This window comes from Altericista sp. CCNU0014, assembly GCF_044923475.1.
In the GTDB taxonomy this organism is placed as follows: Bacteria; Cyanobacteriota; Cyanobacteriia; order Thermosynechococcales; family Thermosynechococcaceae; genus JAAURS01.
The window spans coordinates 2,698,785-2,725,614 of the sequence record NZ_CP137338.1; the positions used below are offsets into that span (position 1 = coordinate 2,698,785).

Here is a 26,830-nt window from a genome sequence, read left to right on the forward strand (position 1 = left end):
GGTTTAGGGTGAGAAAGTCTTTTCCTTGTGGCTCATGCTTCACCCATTGCGGCTATCTCAACTGGCAAAAGCGCACTCAGAAGCTTTTGCGGCTCTCCTCTGCGGCTGCTTGCTCCTACTCGGATGGATCGCGCTACACCTCGGTTGGATGGGACTGGCGTTGCTCGTTCTGCCTGCTGCTTATGTCGCTGGAGGGTATGAGAGCGCCCGTGACGGTTTAACCACCCTCTTCAAAGAAAAGGAACTGGATGTCGATCTGCTGATGATTGTGGCAGCTCTGGGAGCAGCAGGACTAGGTTTGTGGCGACAGGAGTATTACCTGATTATTGATGGGGCGGCGTTGATTCTGATCTTTGCAATCAGTGGAGCCTTAGAAAATTATGCGATGCAACGGACCGATCGCAGCATTCGCAGCTTGATGAGCCTGACTGCTGATACGGCTCAAGTGTTGCGAGAAGGCAGAGAAACAGCCGTTCCCATTGACCAATTAGAGGTGGGCGATCGCATTGCGGTCAAGCCCGGAGAATTGATTCCAACCGATGGCTTGATTCTGGAAGGATTGAGCGCGTTGAATCAAGCCGCAATTACCGGAGAATCGATTCCGGTCGAAAAGACGATCGGCGATGAGGTCTTCGCCGGAACGCTCAATGGCAATGGCGCGCTCAAGCTCAAAGTCCATCAACCGCCAGAGAGTAGTCTGCTACGACGGGTGATTCGCTTAGTAGAGCAGGCCCAAACGGAAGCTCCCCCTTCCCAGCAATTCATCGAACGATTTGAACGTGGCTATGCCCGCGTCATCGTCGGCGTTGGACTCTTGCTGGTAGTGTTGCCGCCCTTCCTGCTGAACTGGAGTTGGGAAACGACGATCTATCGGGCTTTGATTTTTCTCGTCGTTGCGTCGCCCTGTGCGTTAATGGCGGCCATTATGCCCACATTGCTATCCGGTATCGCCAATGGCGCGAGACAGGGAATTTTGTTCAAGAACGGTGCCCAATTAGAGGAGATCGGGAAAGTACGGGCGATCGCCTTTGATAAAACAGGCACCCTCACGACCGGACAACTGCAAGTTTGCCAAGTGATTCCAGCCACAGGATGTTCTGAATCACAAGTTTTGCAAGTTGCTGCTGCGATAGAATCTGGCTCCGAGCACCCCATTGGGGCAGCGATCGTTCGAGCCGCGCAAGATTTAGTTTGGTCGCGCGCCACAGAGGTTCAGGCATATCCGGGTCGAGGCATTGCAGGCCGTTGGTGCGATCAATCTGTGTTTGCGGGCACGGCTGATTTTGTGAAATCCATCGCGGATTTACCGATTGAATTGATCCAGCGCGCGGATTTGCTAGAGCAAGATGGAAAAACCGTGGTCTGGATCGCTCAGGCGCAACAGGTTATGGGGGGCATTGCGATCGCAGATCGAGTACGACCCGAAGCCGCACGGGCGATCGCGCAACTCAAAACGCTGGGCATCGAACAAATCGTGATGCTGACGGGCGACAACCAGCGCACCGCTCGCAGCATTGCCCAAGCAATCGGCGTCGATCGGGTTTATGCCGAACTGTTGCCAGAAGACAAGCTGCACATCATTCGTCAACTGCAAACCCAATACAACACGGTGGCAATGGTGGGGGATGGCATTAATGACGCCCCCGCCCTCGCGCAAGCTTCGGTTGGCATCGCGATGGGGGGTGCGGGAAGCGATGTGGCGCTGGAAACTGCCGATATCGTGTTGATGGCCGATCGGTTGGAGAAAATTGCAGCGGCGATCCAATTGGGGCGACGATCGCATCGAGTGGTTCGGCAAAATATCGGGTTTGCGATCGGCTTTATCGTGTTGCTGATTGCGGTCAATTTTGCAGGCAATGTCACGTTACCCATCGGTGTTGTAGGGCATGAAGGATCTACCGTATTGGTCACTTTGAGCGGATTGCGATTGCTCAGAAATTAGCAGACCTAATGTTTTTTCTTCAAAGGTTTGGGGCTGAGGCACCGCCAGTTTATTGACCGCAACTTCAGACGCTGGGCTTGAAGTGGCCTGAATCGGCTCTTCATCAGGCTTGAGTTCGTTCCCAGTTTTATTCAATAAAATGATAATCATTATCGATATTCTGCTACAATGCAACCGCAGAGGGTCAGCCGCTCTAAAAGAGCGCGCAAATTGCAATGAGTTTGCACTGTAGCTACGCCAACACCACCGCAAGCGTTCAGATTGCTCGAATTGCCGATTTCCCCAGTGGGTATTTTCAACAGGTCGTTTTTCCAGGAGTTTGTTTGCTATTTGAAGCGCCAGTGGCAGCTCGCCTCGAAATCCGCCCGGCACCCGTGGTCAGCACCATTGTGTTAAATCGGATTCGCCTTGCGTTTCCGGCGGAAAATTGCCTTGCAGCTCAAAGCATTTAGAGTTTTTCCCCTCAATTGTTTCTTAGGAGAGATGGATTATGCCTAACCCTCAAGCTGACCAAATCTTAGACCTACCCAAACGCGGGATGCCCGTTACCGTTATTACAGGCTTTTTAGGCAGTGGTAAAACCACGTTACTGAACCACATTTTAGAAAACCAGTCCGATCTTAAAATCGCAGTCTTAGTCAACGAGTTTGGCGATATCAACATTGACAGTCAGCTTCTAGTGTCGATTGATGAAGATATGGTAGAGCTGAGCAATGGCTGTATCTGCTGTACCATCAACGACAATCTACTCGAAGCGGTCTACAACATCCTAGAGCGTCAGGACAAGATCGACTACATGGTGATTGAAACCACAGGAGTTGCCGATCCGCTCCCCATCGTGCTGACCTTCTTAGGCACCGAACTCCGAGACCTGACGCGCATCGACTCCATTTTGACATTGGTAGATTCTGAAACCTTCACCCCAGAACATTTTGGGAGTGAAGCTGCCGAAAAGCAGATTACCTTTGCCGACATCATTGTCCTCAACAAAACCGATTTGGTCTCAGAAGCAAGGGTAAATGAATTAGAGACTCAGATTCGTTCATTTAAAGAGGGGGCGCGGATTTTGCATTCTGAATATGGCAAAGTAGCGCTGCCGTTGATTCTAGATGTGAGCTATAACGACCCCACCGCCTATGCCGATTTAGTTCAGGAAGAAATTAGGCAAACCGAGCAGGATCGAGCGCACGATCGCGACACACATCCTCACGATCGCGAACATCACCATCACGACGGTCATCACCACGGCCACGAACATCATCATCACCACTCGGCTCATTTGGACAATGACGGATTTATTTCGGTGTCCTTCCAGAGCGATCGCCCGTTTTCTCTGACGGGTTTCCAGAATTTTCTGGATTTTCACTTGCCCGATGATGTATTCCGCGCCAAGGGGCTGCTGTGGTTTAAAGAAAGTCAGTTGCGCTATATCTTTCAGCTCAGTGGCAAACGCTACGACATGGCGACCGATGAATGGAAAGGGACTCCCAGCAATCAGATTGTGCTGATTGGTCGCAACTTAAATCCCGATCGGCTAAAAGCAGCCTTAAATAACTGTTTAGAACCCGCTCTGGCTGGCGCTGAAGCCATGCTGTCCTCTTAACGCACAGACAGGAAACGTTCATTTTTGCCATCCAATCCACCCTATTCCGAGATATTCTATGACCCTTTCTAATTCTTCCGATCTGTCCCCCATGGAAAGCCTTGAGCTTGCCCTAAACTCTCCCGCTCATCCCCCCGTCAGTGAAGCGGACATGCGGCAGGCCGTCCGCACGCTACTGATTGGACTAGGCGAAGATCCAGATCGGGAAGGACTGTTGGATACCCCCAAGCGTGTGGTCAAAGCCCTTAGGTTCCTGACCTCTGGCTATCAGCAGTCGCTCGATGAACTCCTCAACGGCGCGGTCTTTACTGAAAATACTGATGAAATGGTTTTAGTGCGCGATATTGATTTGTTTAGTTCCTGCGAGCATCACATTTTGCCAATTTTGGGTCGTGCCCATGTGGCCTATATCCCCAATGGAAAAGTGATTGGTCTCTCTAAAATTGCCCGCATTTGCGAAATGTACGGACGGCGTTTACAGGTACAAGAACGCTTGACGGCTCAAATTGCCGATGCCCTCCAAGGGCTGCTGAAACCTCAAGGCGTTGCTGTCGTGGTGGAGGCCACCCACATGTGTATGGTCATGCGCGGGGTGCAAAAGCCCGGATCTTGGACGGCGACCAGTGCCATGCGCGGTGTATTTTCGGAAGATGCCCGTACCCGCCAAGAGTTTATGAGTCTCATTCAGCACAGCCCTGCTTCGCGTTGAGCACCGATGACCCATGTTCCAGCAACCTAAAACCCCTGAAGCCAAGCTCCCCGTCACGATTATCACGGGCTTTTTAGGCAGCGGTAAAACCACTTTGCTTAATCACATCCTGGCCCAAGCAGGCGATCGCCGAGTGGCAATTTTAGTGAACGAATTTGGGGATATCAACATCGACAGCCAGTTCCTCATTGCCCTTGATGAGAACATCATCGAACTCAACAACGGCTGCATCTGCTGCACCATCAACAACAACCTTGCAGAGGCCGTCTGGCGAATTTTGGCACGACGAGCACAGGTGGACTACCTCGTGATTGAAACGACGGGAGTCGCTGACCCGCTGCCGATTATGCAAACCTTTCTAGCGTCTGAGCTATGGAGCTTTACGCATCTGGATGCGGTACTGGCTGTTGTGGATGCCGAAACCTTTACCCCAGAGCATTTTGAGAGCACCGCAGCACTGCGCCAAGTGGCCTATGCCGACATCGTGCTGCTCAATAAAACGGATTTAGTCAGCGATTTACAGATTCATACTTTGGAAACATACATCCAAACCATCCGCCAGAATCCTCGCATTCTGCATACTCGGTTTGGGAACGTTCCCCTCTCCCTTATTTTGGATGTGGCGTTACAGAGTTCGGAAGCCATTGAAAATATGCCCAGTCATGCCCATGATCCCTCCCATGCCCATTCCGACCATTTAGAGGCGGATGGGTTCATGGCGGTTTCCTTTGAAAGCGATCGCCCCTTTAAACTCAAGCGATTCCAGGAATTTCTAGACTACCATCTACCCGCTGAAGTATTTCGGGCGAAGGGAGTGCTTTGGTTCGTGGAAAGCCCAAATCGCCATCTATTCCAACTCAGCGGGAAGCGCTTCAGTCTGCAAGACGATCGATGGCGCAGTCAACCCAAAAATCAGGCCGTGTGGATTGGCCGCAATCTTAATCCTCTCAATCTTCAGCAGCTATTAACCGACTGTCTCGAAACAGTGCGATCGCCAAGTGAGGTGGACCCCAAAGACTGGATAAACTGGAAAGGTCAATAAGCTTAGAGTGTTCTATCTCTAAGCGCTATTTGCGCTGAAAATAGTTCAAATGTGTTTAGCCTGCATTATTCATGACGATTTTGGAAAATCCTCGAAATCTATGCCAACCAAACAATCTGGCGATTTGCCTAAAAAACAGTCTGTTTTTGGAGGGTGCCGTTCCATCTGTGTTCTGGCGATTGGGGAATAATCCAGGTTAGGCGATCTCTAAACCCGAGAAACCGTTTTTGACATCGAGCGGGTCACAATTTGGCGCAGCACCTCTGCCACCCAGTCGATATCTTCTAAGGTGGTGGCTTGGCCGAGGGTCATGCGGAGACCGGATTGCGCCAGGGTCGATTCGTAGCCCATTGCTGTGAGGATAGGGCTGGGCTGAAGTTTCCCGCTATGGCAGGCGGAGCCAGCACTGACCCCAATCCCTGCCGCGTTCATTTGTTTCACGAGCTCTCGCCCGCTGACGGGTTGGGCGGTCATTAAGCAAAAGCTGGCGTGATGGGGCAGCCGATGGTGGGGGTCGCCTGTAAGTTTCAGGACCGTCAGATCTTGAAGTTGAGTCAAAAGGCGATCGCGCAGTCCTCGCAACCGTTCCGGTTCGGTTTCGATCTCCTTCAGCGCGCAGTCCGCAGCGACACCAAAAGCCGAAATCAAAGCAACAGCGGGCGTGCCGGAGCGCAATCCTCGTTCTTGGCCGCCGCCGCCACCCATCGCCTGGATCGCAGTTCCCGGTTTGATATAAAGTGCCCCAATCCCCTGAGGGCCGTAAATTTTATGGCTCGACAGGGACATTAAATCTACAGGCAATGCCTCGACGTCTAGAGGCACGCGTCCTGCTACCTGCACCGCGTCGGTATGGAAGAGCGCGCCGACGGACTGGGCAATGGTACCCAACGCCTCAATGGGCTGGAGAGTACCTACTTCGCTTTGGCCGTAAATGATAGAAACCAATACCGTATTGGGCTGGAGGGCTGCTCGCAGATCTTCAGGATTGACGCGACCGTAGGCATTCACGGGCAGAGACGTGACCTGCCAGCCTTGCTGTTCGAGGATGGCGGCAGTTTGGGCGATCGCCGGATGTTCCACGCTAGAGATAATCAAATGCTGCGGTTGGGAAAAAGTTCGGGCCACGCCCAGCAATGCCAAGTTGTTGGACTCCGTCCCCCCAGAGGTAAACACCATCGCATCCGCCGAGGGCGCATTGACGAGCTGCGCCACCTGCCAGCGGGCCTGCTCCACCGCAAAAGCAGCCCGCTTGCCCCACTCGTGCAGGCTGGATGGATTGCCCCACCCTTGGGCGAGCGATTCCGTTAACGCGGCGATCGCCTCAGGGCGGCAGGGGGTCGTAGCACTATAGTCCAGATAAACTTGCATGGAAGTAACGGGCACCAACGCGACAAGATCCAACCAATGAGCCATTCAATCGGGCTTCGTTCTAAAAAAGGTCCTTCACCAGTCTATCGAACCCTTGGAATTACGGTTTTCCCTAATGCGCCGCCCTAGGGACCGGCCAGCGCAAACGATACCATGAGAGTACAGATTGTTTGCCTGTCTGAGTTTGAGTAACGTAAGGAATCGTAAAGAGCCATGGGATTTTTTGAATCTGAAATCGTGCAAAGCGAGGCAAAAACGCTTTTTGACGACTATCAATCGCTAACGCGACTGGGCGGAAACTACGGCAAATTCGACCGCGAAGGCAAGGTGCTTTTCATCGAGCAAATGGAAGCGATGATGGAGCGCTACCGCGTCTTCATGAAACGCTTCGAACTCTCGGACGACTTTATGGCCAAGCTCACCGTCGAGCAGATGAACACTCAGCTCAGTCAGTTTGGCATTACTCCGCAACAGATGTTCGACCAGATGCACAAAACTTTAGAACGCATGAAGCAGGATATTGACAAACAATCCTAACGAGAATTCTCCGCGTTGCGGAAATTCAGGTAGATTGACAATATCGCCCGCACGCAAAGCTCTATGCCGCTCCTTACCAACCTCAACGGCCAAATTTCAGAAACGGCTCAAATTTCGGTCTTAGATCGGGGCTTTCTGTACGGAGATAGCGTCTACGAGGTGGTAAGGACGTTTCGCGGTCGTCATTTTGCCCTCCAAGAACACCTCGATCGCCTGCGCCAGTCCGCAGCGTATCTGTACGTGGAAATTCCTTGGACCGATGCAGAGATTCAAGCCGAGGTCGAAAAAACGCTGGAGCGGGCTGACTGGTCGGATTCCTACGTGCGGATTGTCGTCACTCGCGGGACCGAATCGACCATTAGCCTTCAGCCCAGCCCAGCGTTGCAGCCAAATTTGCTGATCGTCATTTCGAGCATTCCACCAGAGCCAGTGCTGTCGGAAAGAGGACTGCATTTGGTCGTTCCCCAGCGTTTGCGCAATAGCAAACAAGCGCTCGACCCGATCGCGAAGACCGGGAATTATCTCAACAATATCTTGGCGCTCCTAGAAGCGCAGCAGATGGGGGCAGAGGATGCCCTCCTGCTCAACCATTGCGGTGAAATTACAGAAGCGACGACCAGCAATTTTTGGATCGTGCGAGAGGGCGTCGTCCAAACCCCTCCCGTAAATGTCGGTATTTTACCGGGCATCACCCGCGCGACGCTGCTGCAAATTCTCTGCCAGCGCGATATCCCCCACCAAGAAATTGCGTTGCGACCTGCCGATTTAAGCTCGGTGCAGGAGGCTTTTCTCAGTTCCTCCGTACGGCTTTTGATGCCCGTTCGCCAGATCGGCGATGCGGTTTTACCAAGCTGTCCTGGTTCCATGACCCGGTTGCTCTGGCAAGCCCTTTTAGAGGAGATGGAACAGCACAGTGCCGTTCCCGTTTAGGCCTTTGGATGACGCTACTTTGGATTGGCATTGTCAACCATGACTGAGCTAGAGTACATCCCGTTGGGTATCGGTCACGCCAAAGAAGGAGTCTGCTTTTTACTCCGCATGGGTCCCTATCGGATTCTTTGCGACTGCGGCCTGAGCGATCTGCGATCGCTTCTTTCTCCACCCGCCCCACTCGTCCCCGCATCCACCTCTGCACTCGCCCCGGAATGGCCTGCGGACTTTGCGATTTGCTCCCACGCTCACTCCGATCATGCCAGGGGAATTCTGGCGTTGCACGAGGCTTTTCCGGAGCTCCCCATCTACGCAAGCGACGTGACCGCCCATCTGCTGCCGCTCAACTGGCCCTCTGAGTCAGAACCGCAAAGGATTCCTAACTTTTGTCGGTCTTTACCTTGGCGTACGCCTACAGAGCTAGCCCCAGGGTTGACCGTCGAGCTATACCCCGCTGGCCACCTGCCAGGTGCATCGGCCACTTTATTGACCTATGCACCTCAGGTTTCAGGAGCAGATCGGGCTTATACCATTCTCTACACGGGCGATTTCCTGCTCTCTAATTCTCGTCTAGTCGATGGCCTGCCGCTCTCGGAGTTGCGAGGAATGGCCCTCGACGTCCTAATTCTAGAGGGGAGCTTTGGGACGGCGCGTCACCCCCACCGCCGCCAGCAAGAAAACCAGTTTGCAGAACGGGTGATGCAGGCCTTGTCCCAAGGGCGCTCCGTATTGATTCCGGTCCCGATGTTAGGGTTAGCCCAAGAGCTATTGATGCTCATGCGCAGCCACCATACCTTTACGGGAAAAAATCTAGACATTTGGGTGGAAGACTCCATTGCCCGAGGCTGCGATGCTTACCTAGAAATATTGACCAGCCTTCCGCCGACGGTACAAAATTTTGCCCTGCACCAGGCCCTGTTCTGGGACGAGCGCGTGCGTCCGCGGGTGCGACGGTTGAGTGCAGCCACGAGTCCTGCGCGACAGACGGTCGGTGCGGGGCGATCGCAAAGAGGCGATCGCCCTTGTATCGTCCTAGCCGACGAGTCTTTCGATCCCCGAGACTACTGCGGCCCAACCGATCGACCCTGGCTGATTTTGCTACCCGAACGCCCTCCCCAAGAAGACCCTGCTGTCGTGCTGGGAAAAACCGCTCCTGCAGCCAAGCAATTTTCTTTGAAAACATTCCAGGCTCCGAGCGCCACCTCCAACTGGGAGCCTTTGCTCCAGTCAGGAATCCTCAGCATCGATACTTTTTTGCTGGCAGAACACTGCGATGGGGCGGGCACCACCCAACTCATTCACAATCTTCGCCCTCAGCACGTTGTATTGATGCACGGCAGCCCCGCCTACCTCACCGACCTCATTGGCTTAGAAGAGCTGGCCAATCGCTACCACCTCCATTCACCAAGCACGGGAAATCGGTTGGAGCTTCCCGTGGGCGAAGGCTTGATTCAGCCTCCCACAGCGGCAGTCATCGATGCCGTCTTTGATGGAGAGATCCACGAGCTAGAGACGGAAGTCATCGCCACCCTCCCCCGACAGCTCGTGGACGACCCCAGGTGGCGCAGCTTTGCCGATACCGGACTCATCGAAGCCGCCTGGCAGGGCGATCTGTTGGTGCTGCGCGGCATTTCGCAGCGAGAGTTGTTGGTGCAAGCGTCTCGGATGCGGGATTCGAGCTTGAAGTGCTGTGCGCGCTGCAAGCACTATCGCGCTCGGCGGTGCTGGAACCGACAATCCAGCCTCTATGGCAGTCAAGTCGCCCCCGAAGGCTACTGTCCCGTATTCGAACCTAGCGCTCAGTTGGCAGAAGATTGACGGGCTCCCATGGGAGCCTAGGGAAGAAGCATGCGGGGCATGGCAATTCCGTATCCTTGCGCGTAATCAATCCCCAGCGACTGAAGGCACGCTAAAATTTCGTCGTTTTCGACAAATTCGGCAATGATTTTGATACCCATGACATGTCCGACCTGCGTCATGGCAGCCACCATGGCTTCATCGACTGGATTTTCGACGATATTGCGAATAAAAGCACCGTCAATTTTTAGGTAATCGACCGATAGGTTTTTGAGATAGGCAAAGGACGACATGCCGCTGCCAAAGTCATCTAAAGCAAAGCGACAGCCTAAGCTTTGAAGCTGGCGGATAAACTGATTGGCCTTGGTCAAATTGGCGATCGCCATGGTTTCCGTAATTTCAAAGCAGATCAGCTGGGGCGGAATTTGGCGGAGTTCGAATTGCTCGTGTAAGAAATGAATAAACCGATCGTCGTTAAGACTGGCCCCGGAAAGATTGATGGCATAAAGCGAATCGCAGAACGCGCCCTGGGTTTGCCGCTGGTGCCAAATCGCGCGATAGTGTTCCCCTTGGGTTTCAAATAAGCGCGCGATGACCCAGCGATCGATCAAGTGCATCAATCCGAAGCGTTCTGCGGCAGGAATAAATGCCATCGGGGCTACTAAGTTTCCTCGATCGTCCCGCAGGCGTAAGAGCACTTCGTAGTGTTCGCCCTGCTCTGCGGTAGGGGGAATGGCCGCAATGGATTGATAAAAAAGGCAGAAGCAGTCTTCCTGTAATGCTCGCATGATGCGAGTCGCCCACTGCATTTCGCCCCGTTGCTGCATGAGTTCCCGATCGTCGGTCTGAAACAGGTGGACGCGGTTTCGCCCTTTATTTTTGGCAGCATGGCAGGCCGCACCCGCTGCGCTTAAAACTTGCGAGAGGGTTTCGCTTTGACCGTCAATGCTCGTCAAGCCAATACTCGCACTGATGTTAAAGGTCTGGTCTTGCCAACTGAACCGAAAAATTTGGATGCCTGCCAGTATTTCATTCACGACCCGTAGGGCTTGGCTGAGCGGGCATTGATGGAGCAAAAGCCCGAATTCGTCCCCGCCGAGCCGTGCTAGAGTATCGGACTTTCGAACGTGAACCTGCAAGAGCGCCGCAATTTGGCGCAATAATTCATCTCCTGCTTCGTGGCCGCAGGTATCGTTGACAATTTTGAACTGATCCAAATCCAAGTAGCACAGCGCGTGGTTGTGGCCCTGAGTTTGGGCACTGAGAAGCGCCGCCTCGACGTGCCGCTCGAACTCGCGACGATCGATCAACTGGGTGAGGGCATCGTGAGTCCTCTGCCAGGACAATTCCTGGGAAAGGGCGCGTGCTTGAGTCATGTCTTTGAACACGATCACCGCGCCTACTATTTTGCCTTCGCGATCGCGAATTGGGGCTGCCGAGTCTTCAATCGGAATTTCGCTGCCCTGTCGATTGATGAGGAGGATGCGATGGAGGGGATTCACCGCTCGACCGACCTGTAAAACCCGTTCGACGAGATTTTCGATCGGCTCGCGGGTGCCCTCACAGACAATTTTGAAGACTTCGCCTAAGGGCATTTCGCAAACATCCACCATGCTCCAGCCCGTGATGGCTTCGGCAACTGGATTCAAGTAACGGATATGACCCAACTCATCCGTCGTAATGACGCCATCGCCGATGGAGTGGAGCGTGACTTCAGCCAGTTCTTTGGCATGAAACAGCGATTCTTCCAGTTGTTTGCGATCGCTGATATCTCGATGCACGCCCGACATCTGCAGCGGTTGTCCGAACTCATCCCAGACCACAATTTTGCCAAAATTGGCAATCCATTTCCATTCTCCCGATTTTGTCAACAACCGATAGTCAAATCGATAGGGAACCGACGGATCGCGGAGATGCGCCTGAAGCTTTTCCAAAACCCATGGCAGATCGTCTGGATGAATGAGACTTTGCCAGGTGGTCAAGCTCATAGTCAGATCGCCCTCCGCATAGCCCAACATTTCAAGCCATTGCGAGCTGAAATACTCTTCTTCAGTGTTTACCGTCCAGTGCCAAAGGCCATCTCCAGACCCTTCGAGAGCCAGTCTAAAGCGCTCTTCACTTTCTTGAATGGCTCGAACTGCCAGCTTTTGCTGCGTGATATCGCGTGCCACCAGCAAAACCGTATCGGCAGAGAGGGGAGAGAAGTTTGCTGCAAAATAAACGGTGCGATCGCCAATGTCCAAAGCGTACTCGCCCTGAACGAGCTGTTGCGTGTCTGTGGCTTGCTGAATGTAACCCAGGATGAGGTCGGCTTGAGACTGCGGAAAGGTTTCGTGGAGCGTCTTGCCCAACATTTCCTCAGGGGACTCGTACAAGCAGGGTCGGTAAGTGGGCGCTATTTTCAAGCACCGTCCCGACCGATCTCGAACCACAGCAACATCGGTCATTGCCGCAAACAGTGCTTTTAATTCTGCCTCGCTTTTGCCAAGGTCAGCTTCTGCCCGAGCGCGGGCAAGGACCGCGCGCCGGATTGCAAGGGTAGAAAACGCTACCACCCCTAGCGCCAATAGTCCTAAACTGCCAATGACCCACTGAAGGTGCCAGATTTTGAACGCTGTCTGGGTCGATCGAATGTCAGTTTTATCGGGTTCTGAAGACTCCAGTTTGCCCGTCAGTAAATAGCCCCGCCGTCCCGTTTCAGCATCTTGAAAGGAATCCAGTAATTGCTGAAGTCTTTCTAGCGTGCGGCTGGCGCTGCGCTCCTCGGCGATCGCCCGGTCGAGCTTGCAAGCGCTCCAATAAGCTTCCAGACCGACGAAACCGAACAAACTCAGACTAATGGCAAACCCAATTTTTACTCTGGTTCCAACTAACCCCCACATCCAAACTCTCCTCCCCCTGCCTCCAGTTTAGGGTAAAAGATTGGATTAGAACTTGAAAATTTTATTGATATCGAGTGTTTCCGATCCTAAAAGTCAACCCTTGATTTTTAATTGTGTCGCGAGAATAACAGATTTTTTTGACAATCGTTAAAAAAAGCCTCCGACTATTTCTTCTTTCGAAATGAAATACAGTCAGAGGCGTTATAAATTGTTGAAATCGCGTCAATTTTGACTTAGAGTCAACCAGATCGTCCTAGTCGTGGTTTGCTTCGGGATGGGGATTGGGAATTTGCTCGGCCTCAGGACAATCTTCCGAAACCAGCGGTTCTCCCTCTCCTCGAGATACGGAAGCGAGCTTTCGCGTTACCGCACCGATGCTTTCAAGGCGTACCATCTCTTCCCAGGAACTGACCTCATCCTCCTCGTCGGTTTCATAGCGGAGCGTAACAAGGTCGCCTTCCATGTCAATAATGCGAGCGCGCTCTAACCAGCGCTGCTGATCTCGTAAGAACACCCATACTTCATGCCCTTCACTATAAAGCTGATAAATCTTGCGATGTAGCATAGATTCCCTCCTCTCCACAATAAAGTCTCTCAGCCACCCCAAGTTGGGTATTCTACCGTAACGATCTTTAGATCCCTTGGGCTACATATTTGCCCTCTATTTGCTGAGTTGTGCCAGCAGAGGCATTGTACGGCCTTGTCTCTGAAAACAAGCACTGAAGGCGCAACGGCTTCAAACTTGGAAAAGACACTGGGTTTACAAGAGTGTATCAATTATGTAGCGCCTCGAACCAAATAGAACTTAAGATCTTGCCCTGACGGGCCTTTTTAGAAAGCAAACTGTCCGGCTTGAAACGTTATAAGGGAGTTGCAGACTTTACCAAATGTTAATAGTTTCATGCTCTAGCCTAACGCTTAGGGGGGCAGAATGCCCACAGATTTTTTAAATATTGCTCGAATATCCCCCAATGGGCCTGAGTGGAGGGGTTTATTGGACTGGTTGCGCCCCCAGGGAGAAACATCTACTAAAGCCGTTTCAAAACCCGTCAGGCAGGGAATATCGCTACGCCGCTCTGAGCTTCAAAAAGATGGATCTGCTGAGGGTCGATCGCCAGGCCGATGCGATCGCCGTACTGAAACTTTTGCTGGGGAGCGGTGCGAGCTTGAAGATAGGGACGGTCTTTGCCTTCGTTCTCGAGCATGCAGGACAAATAGGTTTCGTGGCCGAGGGCTTCCACTAGCGCGACTTCGACCGGGAGGCTTTGAGGCCCGCGAGCGCTAACGCTGAAGTGCTCTGGCCGAACCCCCAAGGTGACTTCTTTGCCCCTGTAGGGGGCTAAGCTTGAAGTCCAGACGGGAGGGAGCGTCAGGCTGAAGTGAGGATGGACGAGGCAGGGACCCTCTTTGACAACAGCATTAATGAAGTTCATGGGTGGCGAACCAATGAACTCTGCCACAAAGCGATTGGCGGGGCTTTGGTATAGCTCTAAGGGGGCGGCAATCTGCTGAATTTCGCCGCCGTTGAGGACGGCAATGCGATCGCCCATGGTCATGGCTTCGGTTTGGTCGTGGGTGACGTAGATGGTGGTGGTCCCGAGCTGTCGCTGAAGCTGGACGATTTGAGCGCGGGTTTGCGCCCTCAGTTTTGCATCTAGGTTGGAGAGCGGCTCGTCCATCAAAAAGACTTGAGGATCCCGCGCCATTGCCCGTCCTAGGGCGACCCGCTGTTTTTGGCCGCCGGAAAGCTGTTTGGGATAGCGCTCCAACAGCGCTTCTAGCTCTAGCATCTGGGCAACGCGCCGCACGGTTTGTCCCACGGATTGCTCTTGCTTGGATCCCGCTCTTAAGACTTTGGGGAGGAGGCGGGCGAGGGTACTGGAAAGCTGCGCGGCAACGCTTGGAGGCTTGCCCGCTCCTTGCAGTTTTGTCCGCCGCAGCCCAAAGGCTAGGTTGTCGTAGACTGTCATGTGAGGGTAGAGCGCGTAGCTCTGAAACACCATAGCAATATCGCGAGCCTTGGGGGGCAGATCGTTGACGTGGCGATCGCCCACCCAGATGCTGCCGGAGGTGGGCGTTTCGAGTCCGGCAATCAGCCGCAGCAGGGTACTCTTGCCGCACCCGGAGGGTCCTACGAGCACCATAAATTCGCCATCGGCGATGGTGAGGTTGATGTGACTCAGGATGTTCAGTCCCGAACCTGAGCTGGGTTGGGCTGCTGAGTCGGGTTGGGCTGCGGGGACGGGCGCTTGAGGCGCAGCAGACTTCGAGTGCGTCTCAAGCGCCCCAGAAGAGGCGAGCATTGGCTCGGCCAAGGTTGCGGGCTGTCGGTCTCCAGGACGGGCTGGAAAGCTTTTACAAAGATTTTCTAAAACAACTTGAGCCACAGGAATGCCGAGGTATCGCGCTAAGGAAACAAACAAATGCTGTTGCCCATTGTGCCATTAGTTCGCATAGGAACATGGATTTAAACCGGATTGGTGCTCGTTTAGATCGGATTGTCTTTCGACATCACCTCGCTAAAATCGTCGGGGAAAATGACTTTCGCTCGCGCAGTCTCGGGAAACCGTCCCCTCAAAACCAAACAACTTTGATGAAGTTTGAGAGAATAAGCGATAACGGACATGGATCGTTCTGTATCCTGGCATTTGATGATGAACCATAACCTTCGGTCTATGCGGTTGAGTCAACCTTACGCCCCCATGAAGGCACTACGAGCAGGAGCCCTATTGTTCGCATTCGTGCTGAGCGCTAGCCTGACGCAAGCCCAAACGACGAAGCCCACGGCTGCGCCCAAACCTCAGCCCACCGCAGCCAAACCGCAGCCAGTAGAAGCCCCCGCCGATCGCGAGGCCGTTGAGACGCTGCTGAAACAGATCCAGCAGGAGCGAAACGCCCAAAGCCAAGTCAAGTCAGATGCCCAACGGCAGTACAACCAAGCCACCTTCCTACTGACGGTGCTGTCGATTATTTTGGGCTTAATCTTAGCCGCTGCCGTGACAATGCTTTTACTCCTGCGCCGTGCTGTCATCCGCGAGGTGGCAGAGGTGGTGCAGTCTCACCTCAAAGAAGTACGCGATCTAAAAACTCAGCTCACCCAAGCGGGCGGTCAGGTCGATCTGGTCTTGCAGCAAGCAAACACCCTCAAATCAGATCTATCGGCCAAGTCCTTAGAATTTCGCAATGGGGTGACGCACCAACAGGAAGCGATCGCCCAGCTCGTCAGCGAAGCAGCCCGCAAGCAGCAGCAAAGCCTCAAGGACGTGCAGGCCGACGTCGATAAAACCTATCGCGCCCTCAGCCAACTGGAAGCCGACTACACCCTCAACCTGCGGCAACTGACCCAAACCCTCACCGATCGCCAAGAAGATGTTTTGAGCCAGCTTCAGACCCTTCAGTCTAATTTCGGCACTCGACTCAGCGGCCTCGATACAGAGGCCCAAGTTGAAGCGCAGCGAGCTCTAAAGCAGCTCCACCACCGCGAAGAAAACTTTGTATTGCAGCTCAACCAGCTTCAGGAAGCCGCAGGCCAACACCGCGATCGCATTTTCCAAAGTCTCGAAACCCTCAGCACTGAATTCCAGCCCCAGCTCGTCACCCTCAAAGCCGAAGTAATCGCCCACAAGGATGCGTTGCTGCAGGACTGCGCTACGGCCAAAGTGGACTACATGAGCCAGCTCATCGGTCTTCAAGACAGTGCCAAACAGCAATGGGACGCAATTCTCAATACCCTCAAGCAGTTAGAAGCAGACTTCAAGCCCCAACTCGCGCTGCTGGAATCCCAAGCAGCCGCCAAGGCAGAGAGCGTGCAGGCAGAAGTACTCGAACGGCTCCAGCGACTTGGGGCAGATTTGTCCCAACAGTTGGCGATCGCCCAGGAACGCCTCAGCGCCGAAACCCAACAGCAGCTCCAGCAGGTACAGGGCACCCAAGCCGAATTCTTGCAAACCATCCAAGCGATCGCAGAAAATCTCAACACCGACGCGGCCAATGGTCGCCAGCAGATTCAAGGCATCCAAGCCGAAACCCAACAAGCGCTTCAAACCCTTAAAGAAACGTTGGCGACTGCGAAAGATCGCAGCCTCCAGCAAATTAAAGCCGTCGAGCTAGAGTCCACCACCGCTCTGACCCAATGGCAAACCGAACTCAAAACCCGTCAGGCCCAAGCGCTCCAGGAACTCAGCGGCCTCACCCAACAAATTGCGCTTCGGGTTCAAACCCTGGAAACGGATCTCGAAAACCGCAAAACCAAGACCAAAGAAGAACTTCAGGCTATTGTCGTAGAGGTAAAGACCCAACTGGACGCTCTCAATGCCGTTCTCCAAACCGCCCAACGGGATACCCGACAATCCCTCCAAACCCTCGAATCCGAAGCTCAGTCCGAGAAATCTAGAATATTGCAGCAGTTGGCCGAGCTGACCCCAACCGCGATCGCCGAATCGGCTCTCCAAGATCTATCCGGTCAAATTCAAACCCTTTCCGATAGCCTCCATCGACTCCAAGCAAACCACCCCAAACTCTTCGCCGACGTTACCGACTACCTCGCCCAAGCCAACGCGCTGCGAACCTCAGGACAGCTCGACGAAGCCCTGCGCGCCTTTGATGCGGCCCTCGAAATTCAACCCGAAAACGCCGACCTCTGGCACCAAAAGGCGATCGCCCTAGGGGAAGCCAAGCGCTACGAAGAAGCCGTTACCGCCCTCAATAAAGTGTTCGATCTCAACCCGGACGAACCCGAGAGCTGGTTTCAACGCGGACTCTACCTGAAAGAACTCAAGCGTTACGACGGCGCGCTCTCCGCCTTCAATCGCGTGGTCAAAGTCCGCCCCGACGATGCCAAAGCATGGCTCAATCGCGGTCTCATGCTAGAGCGACTCAAGCGCAACGAAGACGCCATGGACTCCTACGAAAAAGCGTTGGAGATTAACCCCAACTACCCCGAAGCCCTCGTCAATCGCGGTGCCATCTTAGGCATGCTTCAGCGCCATGAGGATGCCCTTGCTACCTTCGATAAAGCCTTAGAAATCGAGCCAGAAAATACCGTGGCGTGGCTGAATCGCGGCCTGGCCTTAGAAGTATTAGAAAAATACGACGAAGCCTTTACCTCCTTCGATCGATTGGTGCAGCTCAACCCAGACTCCCATAAGGGTTGGAGCCATCGGGGCTACGCGCTGGCAAAACTAGAGCGCTATCCCGATGCCATGGAGAGTCTGAATAAAGCGCAGGAGCTAAATCCTAAATATGCCAACACGTTCTACAGCAAAGCAGTTTGTAGCGTGTTGAGCGGGGATGTAGACGGAGGTTTAGAGCATCTAGAACGAGCGGTCGAACTCAACGCGCGCTATCGCGACAATGCCCGTACCGACCCGGACTTTTACGATCTGTGGGAAGACGACTGGTTCCGCGAAATCATCCAGCGTTAGAAGACCCTCTGTAGGCGAATCGTCAGGCAATGGCATCATTCCTCCTGGGGCGGAAAACCGAGGGCCGTTTCCAAGGATGCAATCTCATCGCGGTGGGCCGTGATGCGCAATCGAGTGCGATCGGTGGCATCCGATCCCTTAACCGACAAAACCACCTGCTCTGGGCGAGTCGATTTTTTTTGATAAAACCAGCCCGCTAAAGGGGCCAAAACAACCGTCAAAACGCCCCAATAGCCGACGGACGGAAACTGCACCGACAACACCAATCCGAAACAAACGGCCCCCACCGCCGCCAACGCCGATAGAAACAGGGCAAGCCCGGTACTGGCACCCACCAATCCCGCAAACACCACCTGATTTCGATCTCGGTCTACAGACTTCAGCCGATAGGCGCGCCCTTCTAAATATTGCGTCACCGACTCCACCACCTGTCGGTCTGGCTGTGGCAGAGTCCAAGTCGCCGTCTCGATTCGCGTTTTGACCGAAGCCCGAATAAAGAAAAAGAGACCGATGGTAATCAGCACCGTCAGAAAAAAAGTTGAAGGCAAAACAAAGGTGTTCACGATCTGCAGCGCGTTTTGTAAGGGCTTTGGAAAGGGTAGTTCATTCCAGCTTAGCAAGAGATCGCAAAGAAACTTAGCAAATGGCATGCTTATCTCAATTTTTGGGAAACCTAAAAATATCAAACCGCTATTCCCTTATATCCGCACAGGACGATGCAATCGGTAATGGCTATGCCCAACGACAACGAACCTCTTGAAGCAACTTTAACCGAGCCTGGAGACGACTTCGACTCCAGCTCGCTCAAGCTGGACCTAGACGCAGATGCAGCTGAGCTGTTTGATGAGATTCCCCTAGAGCTGACCGACAGTCGGCAACGACGCACCACAGACCTAGTCCGGATTTATCTGCAGGAAATCGGTCGGGTTCGCCTCTTGAGCCGCGATGAAGAAGTGGCAGAGGCGCAGAAGGTCCAGCGCTACATGCATCTGTTGGATCTGCGGAATCAGGCACTGACCCAAGATCATCCCGCGATCGCCGAGTACGCGCGCCTGATGGAAGTGCGCGATCGCCTGACCTCTAACCTAGGCCATCGCCCGTCCCTAGAGCGCTGGGCCAGAGAAGCCAACATTGAATTTGTCAACCTCAAACCTTCCATTTCCCAAGGCAAAGCAGCCTATGCCGAATCCATCGGCTGGGCGGTGAGCGATCTCGATCGCGTTATGAAGGACGGGATGCGCGCCAAGGAGCATATGATTCAAGCGAACTTGCGCTTGGTCGTATCGGTGGCCAAAAAGTACCAAAATCGCGGTCTAGAGCTATTGGACTTGATCCAAGAAGGCACTTTGGGATTGGAGCGCGCGGTCGAAAAATTCGACCCCACCAAGGGTTATCGCTTTAGCACCTACGCCTACTGGTGGATCCGGCAGGGCATCACGCGGGCGATCGCCACCCAAAGCCGCACCATCCGCCTCCCCGTCCACATCACCGAAAAGCTCAACAAACTCAAAAAAGCGCAGCGCAAGCTAGCCCAAGCCAAAGGCCGCACCCCTACCGTCGAAGATCTGGCTGTAGAGCTAGACACGACTCCCGATCTCATTCGCGAGCTTTTGACGCGAGTTCCCCGCTCTATTTCGCTCGAAACCAAGGTCGGCAAGGACAAAGATACCGAACTGGGGGACTTGCTAGAAACGGACGACATTTCTCCCGAAGAAAGCATGATGCGAGAATCGTTACAACAGGAACTTCAAGATTTGCTAGCGGAACTCACCAACCGAGAGCGAGATGTGATTCAAATGCGATTTGGCCTCGGTGACGGTCAAACCCATTCCCTGGCTGAAATTGGTAAGGTTCTGGAACTATCGCGGGAGCGGGTGCGCCAGATCGAGTCGAAGGCGTTGCAAAAACTCCGTCAACCCAAACGCAGAAGCCGAGTTCGCGATTTCCTAGAATCGTTTGCCTAAAACAACCTACGGGGCGCAATGCCTTGCGCCCCTTCCCAGTAAATCTCTAAATCGCGCGCTGTTGCCCTTGGTTGTAGTGCCAAGGGCCTTTGTTTTGACCTATTCTACGCTTGCAGCCTGCGGCTGGAGCGCGAACAGCAGATCGTGACGCGTGATGATACCCAGCAATTGTCGCTGCTCGTCCACGACGGGCAAGCGATTCACTCGCTTATCCAGCATTAACTGCGCCGCTTCCGATAGCAATGCATTGGGATGAGTGGTAATCGGATTTGCCGTCATCGCATCCTGGACGAACATCCCCAGCGTTTTTTTCATGTGCTGGTGGAAGTGGGCGGGTGAGTCAAAGTAGATAATGCTGCCCAAAAAAGTGATGTAAAGGGGCGGCTTGAGCGGAGACTCCCGCACGAGTAAATCGCCCTCTGACAAAATACCGACAACCTTTCCCCGCTCGTCCGTCACGGGCAGCCCGCTGATGCGATGCTCTTCCATGAGCTTAACCGCAGCCTCAACCGAATCTGCGGGATGAATGACCACAGGGTTAGGAGTCATAAAATCCTTCACGAGCGGTGCGGTGATGGACATAGGTTTTCTCCCGGTACGACTAAACAAAGGGAATGATTGTTTTGCGCTGCAACTTTACCCAGCCGTTGCCGCACGCAGCCCAGCTTCTGAAAGGCTCCGGTCTGGTCTTAAGGTTTGGGCCTGCCTGAGATAAACGTGCCGAACTTCAAAGGTGGGGTCTGGCGTATTGAATTGAATCAGGCAGCGAATGCAGAAGGACAAGTCGGTTCTGACGTACATCTGCTGTACGTCCAAGAGGGGTACGCTCTGCCAATGGGCACGTTGTCGGGCGATCGCCGCTGGAAAGACCGTATCCAAATCTCGCGTCACCGAGAACGTGACATTCACCACCTCAGACAGATCGAGATCGTTGCGAGATTCAATTTCATCCAATAGTTCGTGAACCGCCTCTCGGATGGCCGCCACCGAGTTTTCAGCGGCAGTCGTTGCCCCACGAATTGCCCTTACTTTCCAGGTCACTACAACATCCTCCTTAGGTTCATCATGCCCCAGAATCAGTTTGCGATCGGCATCCCGTTAGCAAACTTGACATCTTAAGACAGCTCAGGCACTATTCTACAGCCGTCCGGAGGGACGATACATCCATAGCGGCAATCCATTGGATGCCATTTCAAAATTCAGCCAGCTTTGCATCTCGACTGGCAGCGCAACGCGCGCAGATCGAGCGCTGTCGTTGCCTGGGAGAAAACGATTCCAAAATGGCTTGGGTTCTTCTATGACCGTACATTTTGCCTTTTCTGGATCTAACCCCGCTAGCTCAGCCGCCCAGCACCGCGCGTCTTCTTCCGTCCCGAGGCGATCCACTAGCCCTAACTCGATCGCCTGCTGTCCCGTGAATACGCGCCCGTCGGCGAAGCTTTTTACAGTGTCAACCTCTAGCTTTCGCGCTTCGACAACGGTTTGAACGAATTGACCGTAACTGGTGTCAATTAAATCTTGGAGAATCTGTTCTTCCGGTTCGGTGAGTTCGCGGTCGAAGGCCAGGATGTCTTTATAGGGTCCCGATTTAACCACTTTGAAAGAAACGCCCACTTTTTCCAGCAATCGCTCTAAGTTGTTGCCCCGCAAAATCACCCCAATGCTCCCCGTAATCGTGCCGGGGTTTGCCATGATATAGTGGGCGCCCATACCAATGTAAACGCCGCCAGAGGCTGAAATATTGCCAAAGCTGGCAACAATTTTCACTTTTTCCTGGAGGCGCTTGAGCGCGCTGTAAATTTCTTGGGAGTCGCCGACCGTTCCGCCTGGGCTGTCGATGCGCAGCAGGAGGACTGGATAACCTTTTTCTTCGACGGTCTTGAGGGCCTTTAGCACCGACTTTCGAGTGCCTCCGGCGATCGCCCCCGTTACTTCAATTTTGGCAATTTGTTTGCGAGCAGCGGACTTCAATGGCCAGATCATGAGCAATAATCGAAACAATGGTATTGATTGCAGAACAACATCCGCTGGATGTCACCCAGCGATGTCAAGTTGTCTTATATTGTAACGCGACAGCCACAGACAGCGCTCGACAACCGTGCCTCCAAAGGAATGGGGGATTTCGCAAGGGGCTGAGCCCGTGTTAACGTCAATCTAGCTCGCGCGTTGAGGACTGGAGCTTTTGAGCTACGCAATTGACTTTGGAACCAGTAACACGGTGGTTGCCCGTTGGAACGCTGCCTCACAACAGGCAGAAACCTTGTCCTTGAAAGGGATGAGCCTCAGAGTGGGACAAAATCCAGACCTCATTCCCAGCTTGGTGTACGTTGAAAACGCAGTGCAGCCGCAGGTTTTAGTCGGCCAGCAGGTGCGCGATCGCGGTCTCGATATCCAGAGCGATCCTCGGTTTTTCCGCGGCTTTAAGCGCGGCATCGGCACGCCCGTGCGGGGATTTTTGCCAGAAATAGACGGCCAATCGATTCGGTTCGAGCAGGTGGGTCAGTGGTTTTTAGCGACGGTGGTCGATCGGCTTAAGGCGAGCTATACGGACGCCGGAAATGCGCTCGTATTGACCGTTCCGGTCGATAGCTTCGAACCCTACCGTCAGTGGCTGGGCCAAGTGTGCCAGAGCCTCCAGGTCGAGCAGGTCCGCATGCTGGACGAACCCACTGCTGCCGCCCTCGGCTATGGCAAGGCAGACGCTGATGTGGTGCTGGTGGTGGACTTTGGGGGCGGTACTTTAGATTTGGCGCTGGTGCAGCTCGATCGCAGCCGTTCGGCTCAGACAAAGCCCATGGGATTCATCCTCAAGTGGGGCAACAAAAATCTGGCGGAGGAATCCGCGCAACGACCCAAGACGGCACGGGTGCTGGCAAAGGCCGGGCAAAATCTAGGCGGGACGGATCTGGACAATTGGGTGTTGGACCGCTTTGCCAAAGTTCAAGATCTGCCCAAAAACCCACTCACCCAACGGCTCGCAGAACGGCTCAAGATCCAGCTTTCGCTCCAGGCCAAGGCGACGGAAGTCTATTTCAATGAAGAGACGTTTGAGAGCTACGAATTGACTTTAGACCGGGCCGAATTTGAAGCGATCTTAAAGGAGCGTCAGTTCTTCGAACGCTTAGACGACAGCATGACGCAAGTGCTCCAACAGGCACGCCGACAGGGCATCACGCCGGAAAAGATCGATGCGGTGCTGTTGGTGGGCGGTACTAGCCTGATTCCAGCCGTTCAGACTTGGGTGCAGCAGTATTTTGACGCGACTAAAATTTCGAGCAGCAAACCCTTTGAGGCGATCGCCCAAGGTGCATTGCAGATCCTCCAGGGCACGGAGGTGAAGGACTTTCTCTACCACAGTTACGGCATCCGCTACTGGGATCGCCGCCTCAATTCTCACAACTGGCATACGATCGTTCAACCCGGCCAGCCTTACCCGATGCCGGAACCCGTGGAGTTGATTTTGGGCGCTTCTGCCGAAGGTCAGCCCAGTATCGAACTCATTATTGGGGAATTGGGGAAAGAATCCAGCGGTACGGAAGTGTACTTCGATGGCGATCGCCTCATTACTCGCACCCTTTCTGCCAATCAAGGTCAGGTACAGGCGCTGAACGATCGTGAGGGGGCGCGCAGTATTGCCCAGCTCGACCCGCCGGGGTTTCCGGGAAGCGATCGCATTAAGGTGCTGTTTCGCGTGGATGAAGGGCGATCGCTGCGCATTACGGTAGAAGACCTACTCACGCAAGAGGTTTTAGTGACAGATCGAGTTGTTGCCCAACTGAGTTGATCCCGAACGACCGCTGAAAATCGACAATTGAGGGAGCGTTTGTGAATCCTGCGCAGCATGGATAGGTTAGGGCACCGAAAGATTTGGAATATTCCAGTTTTCATCGCTATGTGCGAGGAGGGAAGTATGACGATGGGTTTTGTTCCTTAACATAACCTAGGACTTGATGTTTTCAATAATGTTTCAGAAGATGTGCAAGCCATTATTGAAGCTTCCTTAAGTCCGATCGTTGAAACTTATAAAACTCCGCCCGAAATACCGCCGCAATCATCTTTATTAGCTTCTGATTATTCTTCGACGGAATTCCTTACACTTCCGTCAGGCATGATGGTGTTGCAGTAGATGCAATAGCCCATGAAAGTCATACCCTCAGCATCGGTAAAGTTAGCCCCGGTGAAATCCGTTCCTTCGACTTTCACACCATAGAACCTAGTTTTACTCAGATTAGCGTTGACGAGACTAGCATGGTCCAAGTCGGCGTCTTCTATGTTAGCACCGGACAAGTTAGCACCACTCAAGTTAGAGAAGACAAAGCTAGTATCCAGCAAGCTAGTATTACGGAGATTGGCATTAGCCAGATTACTCCAACACAAGGCAGTACGCTCCAGAATAGCTCCGCTCAAGTTAATTCCAGTCAAATCAACTCCAACCTGTTCCTCGGCATCCCAATCGACTCCACTCACATCAACCCCACTCAAGTCCACGCCACTAAAATCCCGCTCTCCAGCAGCATACCGTCTGAGCAATTCTTCTCTATCCATAACCTGTTCTTAAATCTCATTGCTCTAAATTCTACCGCTGTCAGCCTTTAGCAAGACTTTTACTCTAACTTTGATTTCACTCTTGAAGTAACTGTAGGATGGGTTGACATTAAGAAACCCATTGCTAGGCCGATCGGTCGAGACAAGCAGCTTTATTGCAATAATTTGACCAAACTTAAGCCTCCCCTTCGCTCAGACGATCGCAGTTTGGGATAGTTTGGCTGACGGAGGCGATCGCTTTGGTTTCGGCCTGCGATCCGGCTTTGGAGTTGGTTAGCGCTGCGCTAACCACCCCAGCAAATCATCCAACCCTGCAAAATCCAGCAGCGCCTCACCCAATGCCTCAAGCTGGGGCAATGCGCGAGTTAACGGAAGACGAGCGATCGCGCTTCTTCGGTTCTGCCACTCTGCTCGCCCGTTGCCATTGCGATTAAAGACTGGAAGTCAGGGGTTCTAGACGCGCTAGAACTTCACTAATGATGGCGGCTGGAGCTGTCTCAACAAAAACCGCTCCTCTGGTAGTGCAGTCGATTGATTTAACCTGATCTACCAGAACAACCCCTGTCGTTTGCATTGTAGACTCTAGTTCAACCTCGAAAGGCCATCCTTTCTTGCGATTGGTAATTGGGCAAACCAAAATGAGACTTGATATTTGGTTGTACTCCCCAGGAGAAATCACTATCGCAGGTCGATATCCTGCCTGTTCCCTGCCAGCTTGCGGATTGAATTGGAGCTTGAGGATATCACCGCGCTCTGGAACTGTACCGTTAATTTTTACCAAACTTCGTCTCCTACAGATTCACCCCAGTCCACTTCGTCGTGCTGTTGCTCAGGCTTGGCATCCTTAAGCAGCTCTTGCAAGGTGTATTTTGGACTTGCCGCAGAAAGAACGATCTTGTCCCCTTCAGTAGCGATATTGATGATAGAACCTGCTTTGAGTCCAATCTCTTGAACCATAGCTTGAGGGAGGCGAACGCCAAGGGAATTACCCCATAAAGCAATTTTCTGCGTAGCCATAAGAGAACCACAGATGTTTATACATTAAATATACATCAAAATCAGTGTGGTTTTCTTCGCAGCTTCCGCAGCAGGATCGCCAAAATCTGTCCCCCATCAACCGACCGCATGGGCAGCAGGTTTACGCAGATGGGTCAGCTTAGCGGCAAGTTACTGGAATCGCTATGCCCTAGTCAAACTCACGCGAATCTCAGGCAAACCCACAGCAGTAGGAGGCGATCGCGCTTCTTTTAGATCGGAGTGCTGAGGCGAAGGGCTTTGGTTTCGGCCTGCGATCGGGCTTTGGAGTTGTTTAGCGCTGCGATAACCACCCCACCAAATCATCTAACCCTGCAAAATCCAGCAGCGCCTCGCCCAACGCCTCAAGCTGGGGCAATGCTAGCGCTTGAACTTGGGCTTCAGCTTCAGCAGGGAGGGTGCCCACACGACGCGCGAGTTGACGGAGGATGAGCGATCGCGCTTCTTCGGTTCTACCGCGTAACTCATCCTCCAGACGACCTTCTTGTCGAATTTCTTGATACCAGGGCGATTCACGGAGCACTGTCACATCCCACCTCATAATCTGTCGAACCAGTTCTGTGTCCAAGACAAAACTGGCAAAGAACCCTAGTAAAGATTCTAGCTCAACCAATTGCTCATTCTGTTGTAGTTGAACCAAGGCTCGTCTGACAGTCTGCTCATTGCCACCATCCTTGAGTACCGGAACAAACGGCAACAGCGTATCCAATGATTGTTCGAACACGATGTCAGCATCAACCTCCCACAAGTTGATAACGCAAAAATCTTGTCTCGCTTGAAGCCCCAGAAAATTGGACTCAAAGCGATCTCGCACGATCGTCGTTTCCGAAGGCTGCAAAATATTGACCAACACCGGATAGACGGGCAACCCATATTTCTCCTGAGCCAAGGCTGCATAGGCTCTCATTCTGAGCGGCATCTTATCGGTATAGCGCAACTGCAACTCGGTTAGAATCAAAAACTCGCCATAAATAGGGCTTCGGACCTTCATCAAAACATCGTTTTCCCGACTGACCCACTGAAAATCAGAGCCGAGGATTTCCACTGCCACGA

At 53.2% G+C, this 26,830-nt stretch carries 24 protein-coding genes; 11 read left to right on the forward strand and 13 right to left on the reverse strand.

The genetic code is table 11. The features are described 5' to 3' along the window. Positions 1–34 precede the first annotated feature (34 nt). The 5 genes from R6H26_RS13300 (at position 35) to R6H26_RS13320 (ending at position 5,296) form a co-directional block, all read left to right on the forward strand. Positions 35–1,942 (forward strand): heavy metal translocating P-type ATPase, encoded by a 1,908-nt coding sequence (locus tag R6H26_RS13300; RefSeq protein WP_404790911.1) that lies wholly within the window; start codon positions 35–37, stop codon positions 1,940–1,942. Positions 1,943–2,157: 215 nt separating this feature from the next. After that, positions 2,158–2,394 carry a DUF1830 domain-containing protein gene (locus R6H26_RS13305; protein WP_404790913.1) on the forward strand — a complete coding sequence of 79 codons (237 nt, stop codon included), beginning with the start codon at positions 2,158–2,160 and terminating at the stop codon, positions 2,392–2,394. A 38-nt stretch (positions 2,395–2,432) separates the two neighbouring features. Next, complete coding sequence (locus tag R6H26_RS13310) at positions 2,433–3,545, forward strand: CobW family GTP-binding protein (RefSeq protein ID WP_404790915.1); 1,113 nt, start codon at positions 2,433–2,435, stop codon at positions 3,543–3,545. Positions 3,546–3,636: 91 nt separating this feature from the next. After that, positions 3,637–4,254, forward strand: a complete 618-nt coding sequence (gene folE, locus R6H26_RS13315) for a GTP cyclohydrolase I FolE (protein ID WP_404791322.1) — start codon at positions 3,637–3,639, stop codon at positions 4,252–4,254. Positions 4,255–4,267: 13 nt separating this feature from the next. After that, positions 4,268–5,296, forward strand: coding sequence for a CobW family GTP-binding protein (locus tag R6H26_RS13320; protein ID WP_404790917.1), 1,029 nt, complete (start codon positions 4,268–4,270; stop codon positions 5,294–5,296). Between the two features lie 207 nt (positions 5,297–5,503). Here R6H26_RS13320 and R6H26_RS13325 read toward each other — a convergent pair whose 3' ends face one another. After that, entirely contained in the window at positions 5,504–6,664 is a 1,161-nt protein-coding gene (locus R6H26_RS13325) for a cysteine desulfurase family protein (protein WP_404791324.1), read from the reverse strand. A 213-nt stretch (positions 6,665–6,877) separates the two neighbouring features. Here R6H26_RS13325 and R6H26_RS13330 point away from each other — a divergent pair, with 213 nt between their 5' ends. From R6H26_RS13330 to R6H26_RS13340, 3 genes are all read left to right on the forward strand, one after another. After that, a complete protein-coding gene (locus tag R6H26_RS13330) occupies positions 6,878–7,201 on the forward strand; it encodes a DUF1825 family protein (protein WP_404790918.1) in 324 nt (107 codons plus the stop codon). Positions 7,202–7,264: 63 nt separating this feature from the next. Then, a complete protein-coding gene (locus tag R6H26_RS13335) occupies positions 7,265–8,131 on the forward strand; it encodes an aminotransferase class IV (RefSeq protein ID WP_404790920.1) in 867 nt (288 codons plus the stop codon). 39 nt (positions 8,132–8,170) lie between these two features. Next, positions 8,171–9,949: an MBL fold metallo-hydrolase gene (locus R6H26_RS13340; protein WP_404790921.1), complete on the forward strand. Its 1,779-nt coding sequence runs from the start codon at positions 8,171–8,173 to the stop codon at positions 9,947–9,949. A 17-nt stretch (positions 9,950–9,966) separates the two neighbouring features. On the opposite strand, the gene R6H26_RS13345 is transcribed toward R6H26_RS13340, so the two are convergent. The 3 genes from R6H26_RS13345 to R6H26_RS13355 all read right to left on the reverse strand — a co-directional run bounded on the left by R6H26_RS13345 (position 9,967) and on the right by R6H26_RS13355 (position 15,233). After that, the gene (locus R6H26_RS13345) at positions 9,967–12,810 is read right to left on the reverse strand and encodes an EAL domain-containing protein (RefSeq protein WP_404790923.1); all 2,844 of its coding nucleotides are present in this window, start codon (positions 12,808–12,810) and stop codon (positions 9,967–9,969) included. A 253-nt stretch (positions 12,811–13,063) separates the two neighbouring features. Further along, the gene (locus R6H26_RS13350) at positions 13,064–13,375 is read right to left on the reverse strand and encodes a DUF6679 family protein (RefSeq protein WP_404790925.1); all 312 of its coding nucleotides are present in this window, start codon (positions 13,373–13,375) and stop codon (positions 13,064–13,066) included. 484 nt (positions 13,376–13,859) lie between these two features. Beyond that, a complete protein-coding gene (locus R6H26_RS13355; RefSeq protein ID WP_404790927.1) occupies positions 13,860–15,233 on the reverse strand; it encodes an ABC transporter ATP-binding protein in 1,374 nt (457 codons plus the stop codon). Between the two features lie 201 nt (positions 15,234–15,434). Between R6H26_RS13355 and R6H26_RS13360 the strand changes: the two genes are divergently transcribed. Then, positions 15,435–18,233 (forward strand): tetratricopeptide repeat protein, encoded by a 2,799-nt coding sequence (locus tag R6H26_RS13360; RefSeq protein ID WP_404790929.1) that lies wholly within the window; start codon positions 15,435–15,437, stop codon positions 18,231–18,233. Between the two features lie 35 nt (positions 18,234–18,268). Here the strand turns inward: R6H26_RS13360 and R6H26_RS13365 are convergent, their stop codons facing one another. Then, positions 18,269–18,796, reverse strand: a complete 528-nt coding sequence (locus R6H26_RS13365; protein ID WP_404790931.1) for a cofactor assembly of complex C subunit B — start codon at positions 18,794–18,796, stop codon at positions 18,269–18,271. 165 nt (positions 18,797–18,961) lie between these two features. On the opposite strand from R6H26_RS13365, the gene sigC reads away from it, so the two are divergent. Next, positions 18,962–20,197 carry an RNA polymerase sigma factor SigC gene (sigC, locus tag R6H26_RS13370; protein ID WP_404790933.1) on the forward strand — a complete coding sequence of 412 codons (1,236 nt, stop codon included), beginning with the start codon at positions 18,962–18,964 and terminating at the stop codon, positions 20,195–20,197. Between the two features lie 99 nt (positions 20,198–20,296). Here sigC and R6H26_RS13375 read toward each other — a convergent pair whose 3' ends face one another. From R6H26_RS13375 to sppA, 3 genes are all read right to left on the reverse strand, one after another. Beyond that, a complete protein-coding gene (locus tag R6H26_RS13375; protein WP_404790934.1) occupies positions 20,297–20,779 on the reverse strand; it encodes a CBS domain-containing protein in 483 nt (160 codons plus the stop codon). Positions 20,780–20,833: 54 nt separating this feature from the next. Next, the gene (gene aroH / locus R6H26_RS13380) at positions 20,834–21,238 is read right to left on the reverse strand and encodes a chorismate mutase (RefSeq protein ID WP_404790935.1); all 405 of its coding nucleotides are present in this window, start codon (positions 21,236–21,238) and stop codon (positions 20,834–20,836) included. 96 nt (positions 21,239–21,334) lie between these two features. Continuing rightward, positions 21,335–22,180 carry a signal peptide peptidase SppA gene (sppA, locus tag R6H26_RS13385; protein ID WP_404790937.1) on the reverse strand — a complete coding sequence of 282 codons (846 nt, stop codon included), beginning with the start codon at positions 22,178–22,180 and terminating at the stop codon, positions 21,335–21,337. Between the two features lie 199 nt (positions 22,181–22,379). Between sppA and R6H26_RS13390 the strand changes: the two genes are divergently transcribed. Then, complete coding sequence (locus tag R6H26_RS13390) at positions 22,380–23,981, forward strand: Hsp70 family protein (RefSeq protein WP_404790939.1); 1,602 nt, start codon at positions 22,380–22,382, stop codon at positions 23,979–23,981. Positions 23,982–24,268: 287 nt separating this feature from the next. On the opposite strand, the gene R6H26_RS13395 is transcribed toward R6H26_RS13390, so the two are convergent. The 5 genes from R6H26_RS13395 to R6H26_RS13415 all read right to left on the reverse strand — a co-directional run bounded on the left by R6H26_RS13395 (position 24,269) and on the right by R6H26_RS13415 (position 26,828). Further along, a complete protein-coding gene (locus R6H26_RS13395; RefSeq protein WP_404790941.1) occupies positions 24,269–24,742 on the reverse strand; it encodes a pentapeptide repeat-containing protein in 474 nt (157 codons plus the stop codon). Between the two features lie 273 nt (positions 24,743–25,015). Then, complete coding sequence (locus tag R6H26_RS13400) at positions 25,016–25,099, reverse strand: DUF4351 domain-containing protein (protein WP_404791326.1); 84 nt, start codon at positions 25,097–25,099, stop codon at positions 25,016–25,018. Positions 25,100–25,172: 73 nt separating this feature from the next. After that, positions 25,173–25,523, reverse strand: a complete 351-nt coding sequence (locus R6H26_RS13405; protein WP_404790943.1) for a type II toxin-antitoxin system PemK/MazF family toxin — start codon at positions 25,521–25,523, stop codon at positions 25,173–25,175. Next, on the reverse strand, positions 25,517–25,759 hold the full coding sequence (locus R6H26_RS13410; RefSeq protein WP_404790945.1) for an AbrB/MazE/SpoVT family DNA-binding domain-containing protein: 243 nt from the start codon (positions 25,757–25,759) through the stop codon (positions 25,517–25,519). Before R6H26_RS13410 ends, R6H26_RS13405 begins: the two co-directional genes overlap by 7 nt. A gap of 292 nt (positions 25,760–26,051) precedes the next feature. Further along, complete coding sequence (locus R6H26_RS13415; RefSeq protein WP_404790947.1) at positions 26,052–26,828, reverse strand: Rpn family recombination-promoting nuclease/putative transposase; 777 nt, start codon at positions 26,826–26,828, stop codon at positions 26,052–26,054. Between the last annotated feature and the right edge of the window lie 2 nt (positions 26,829–26,830).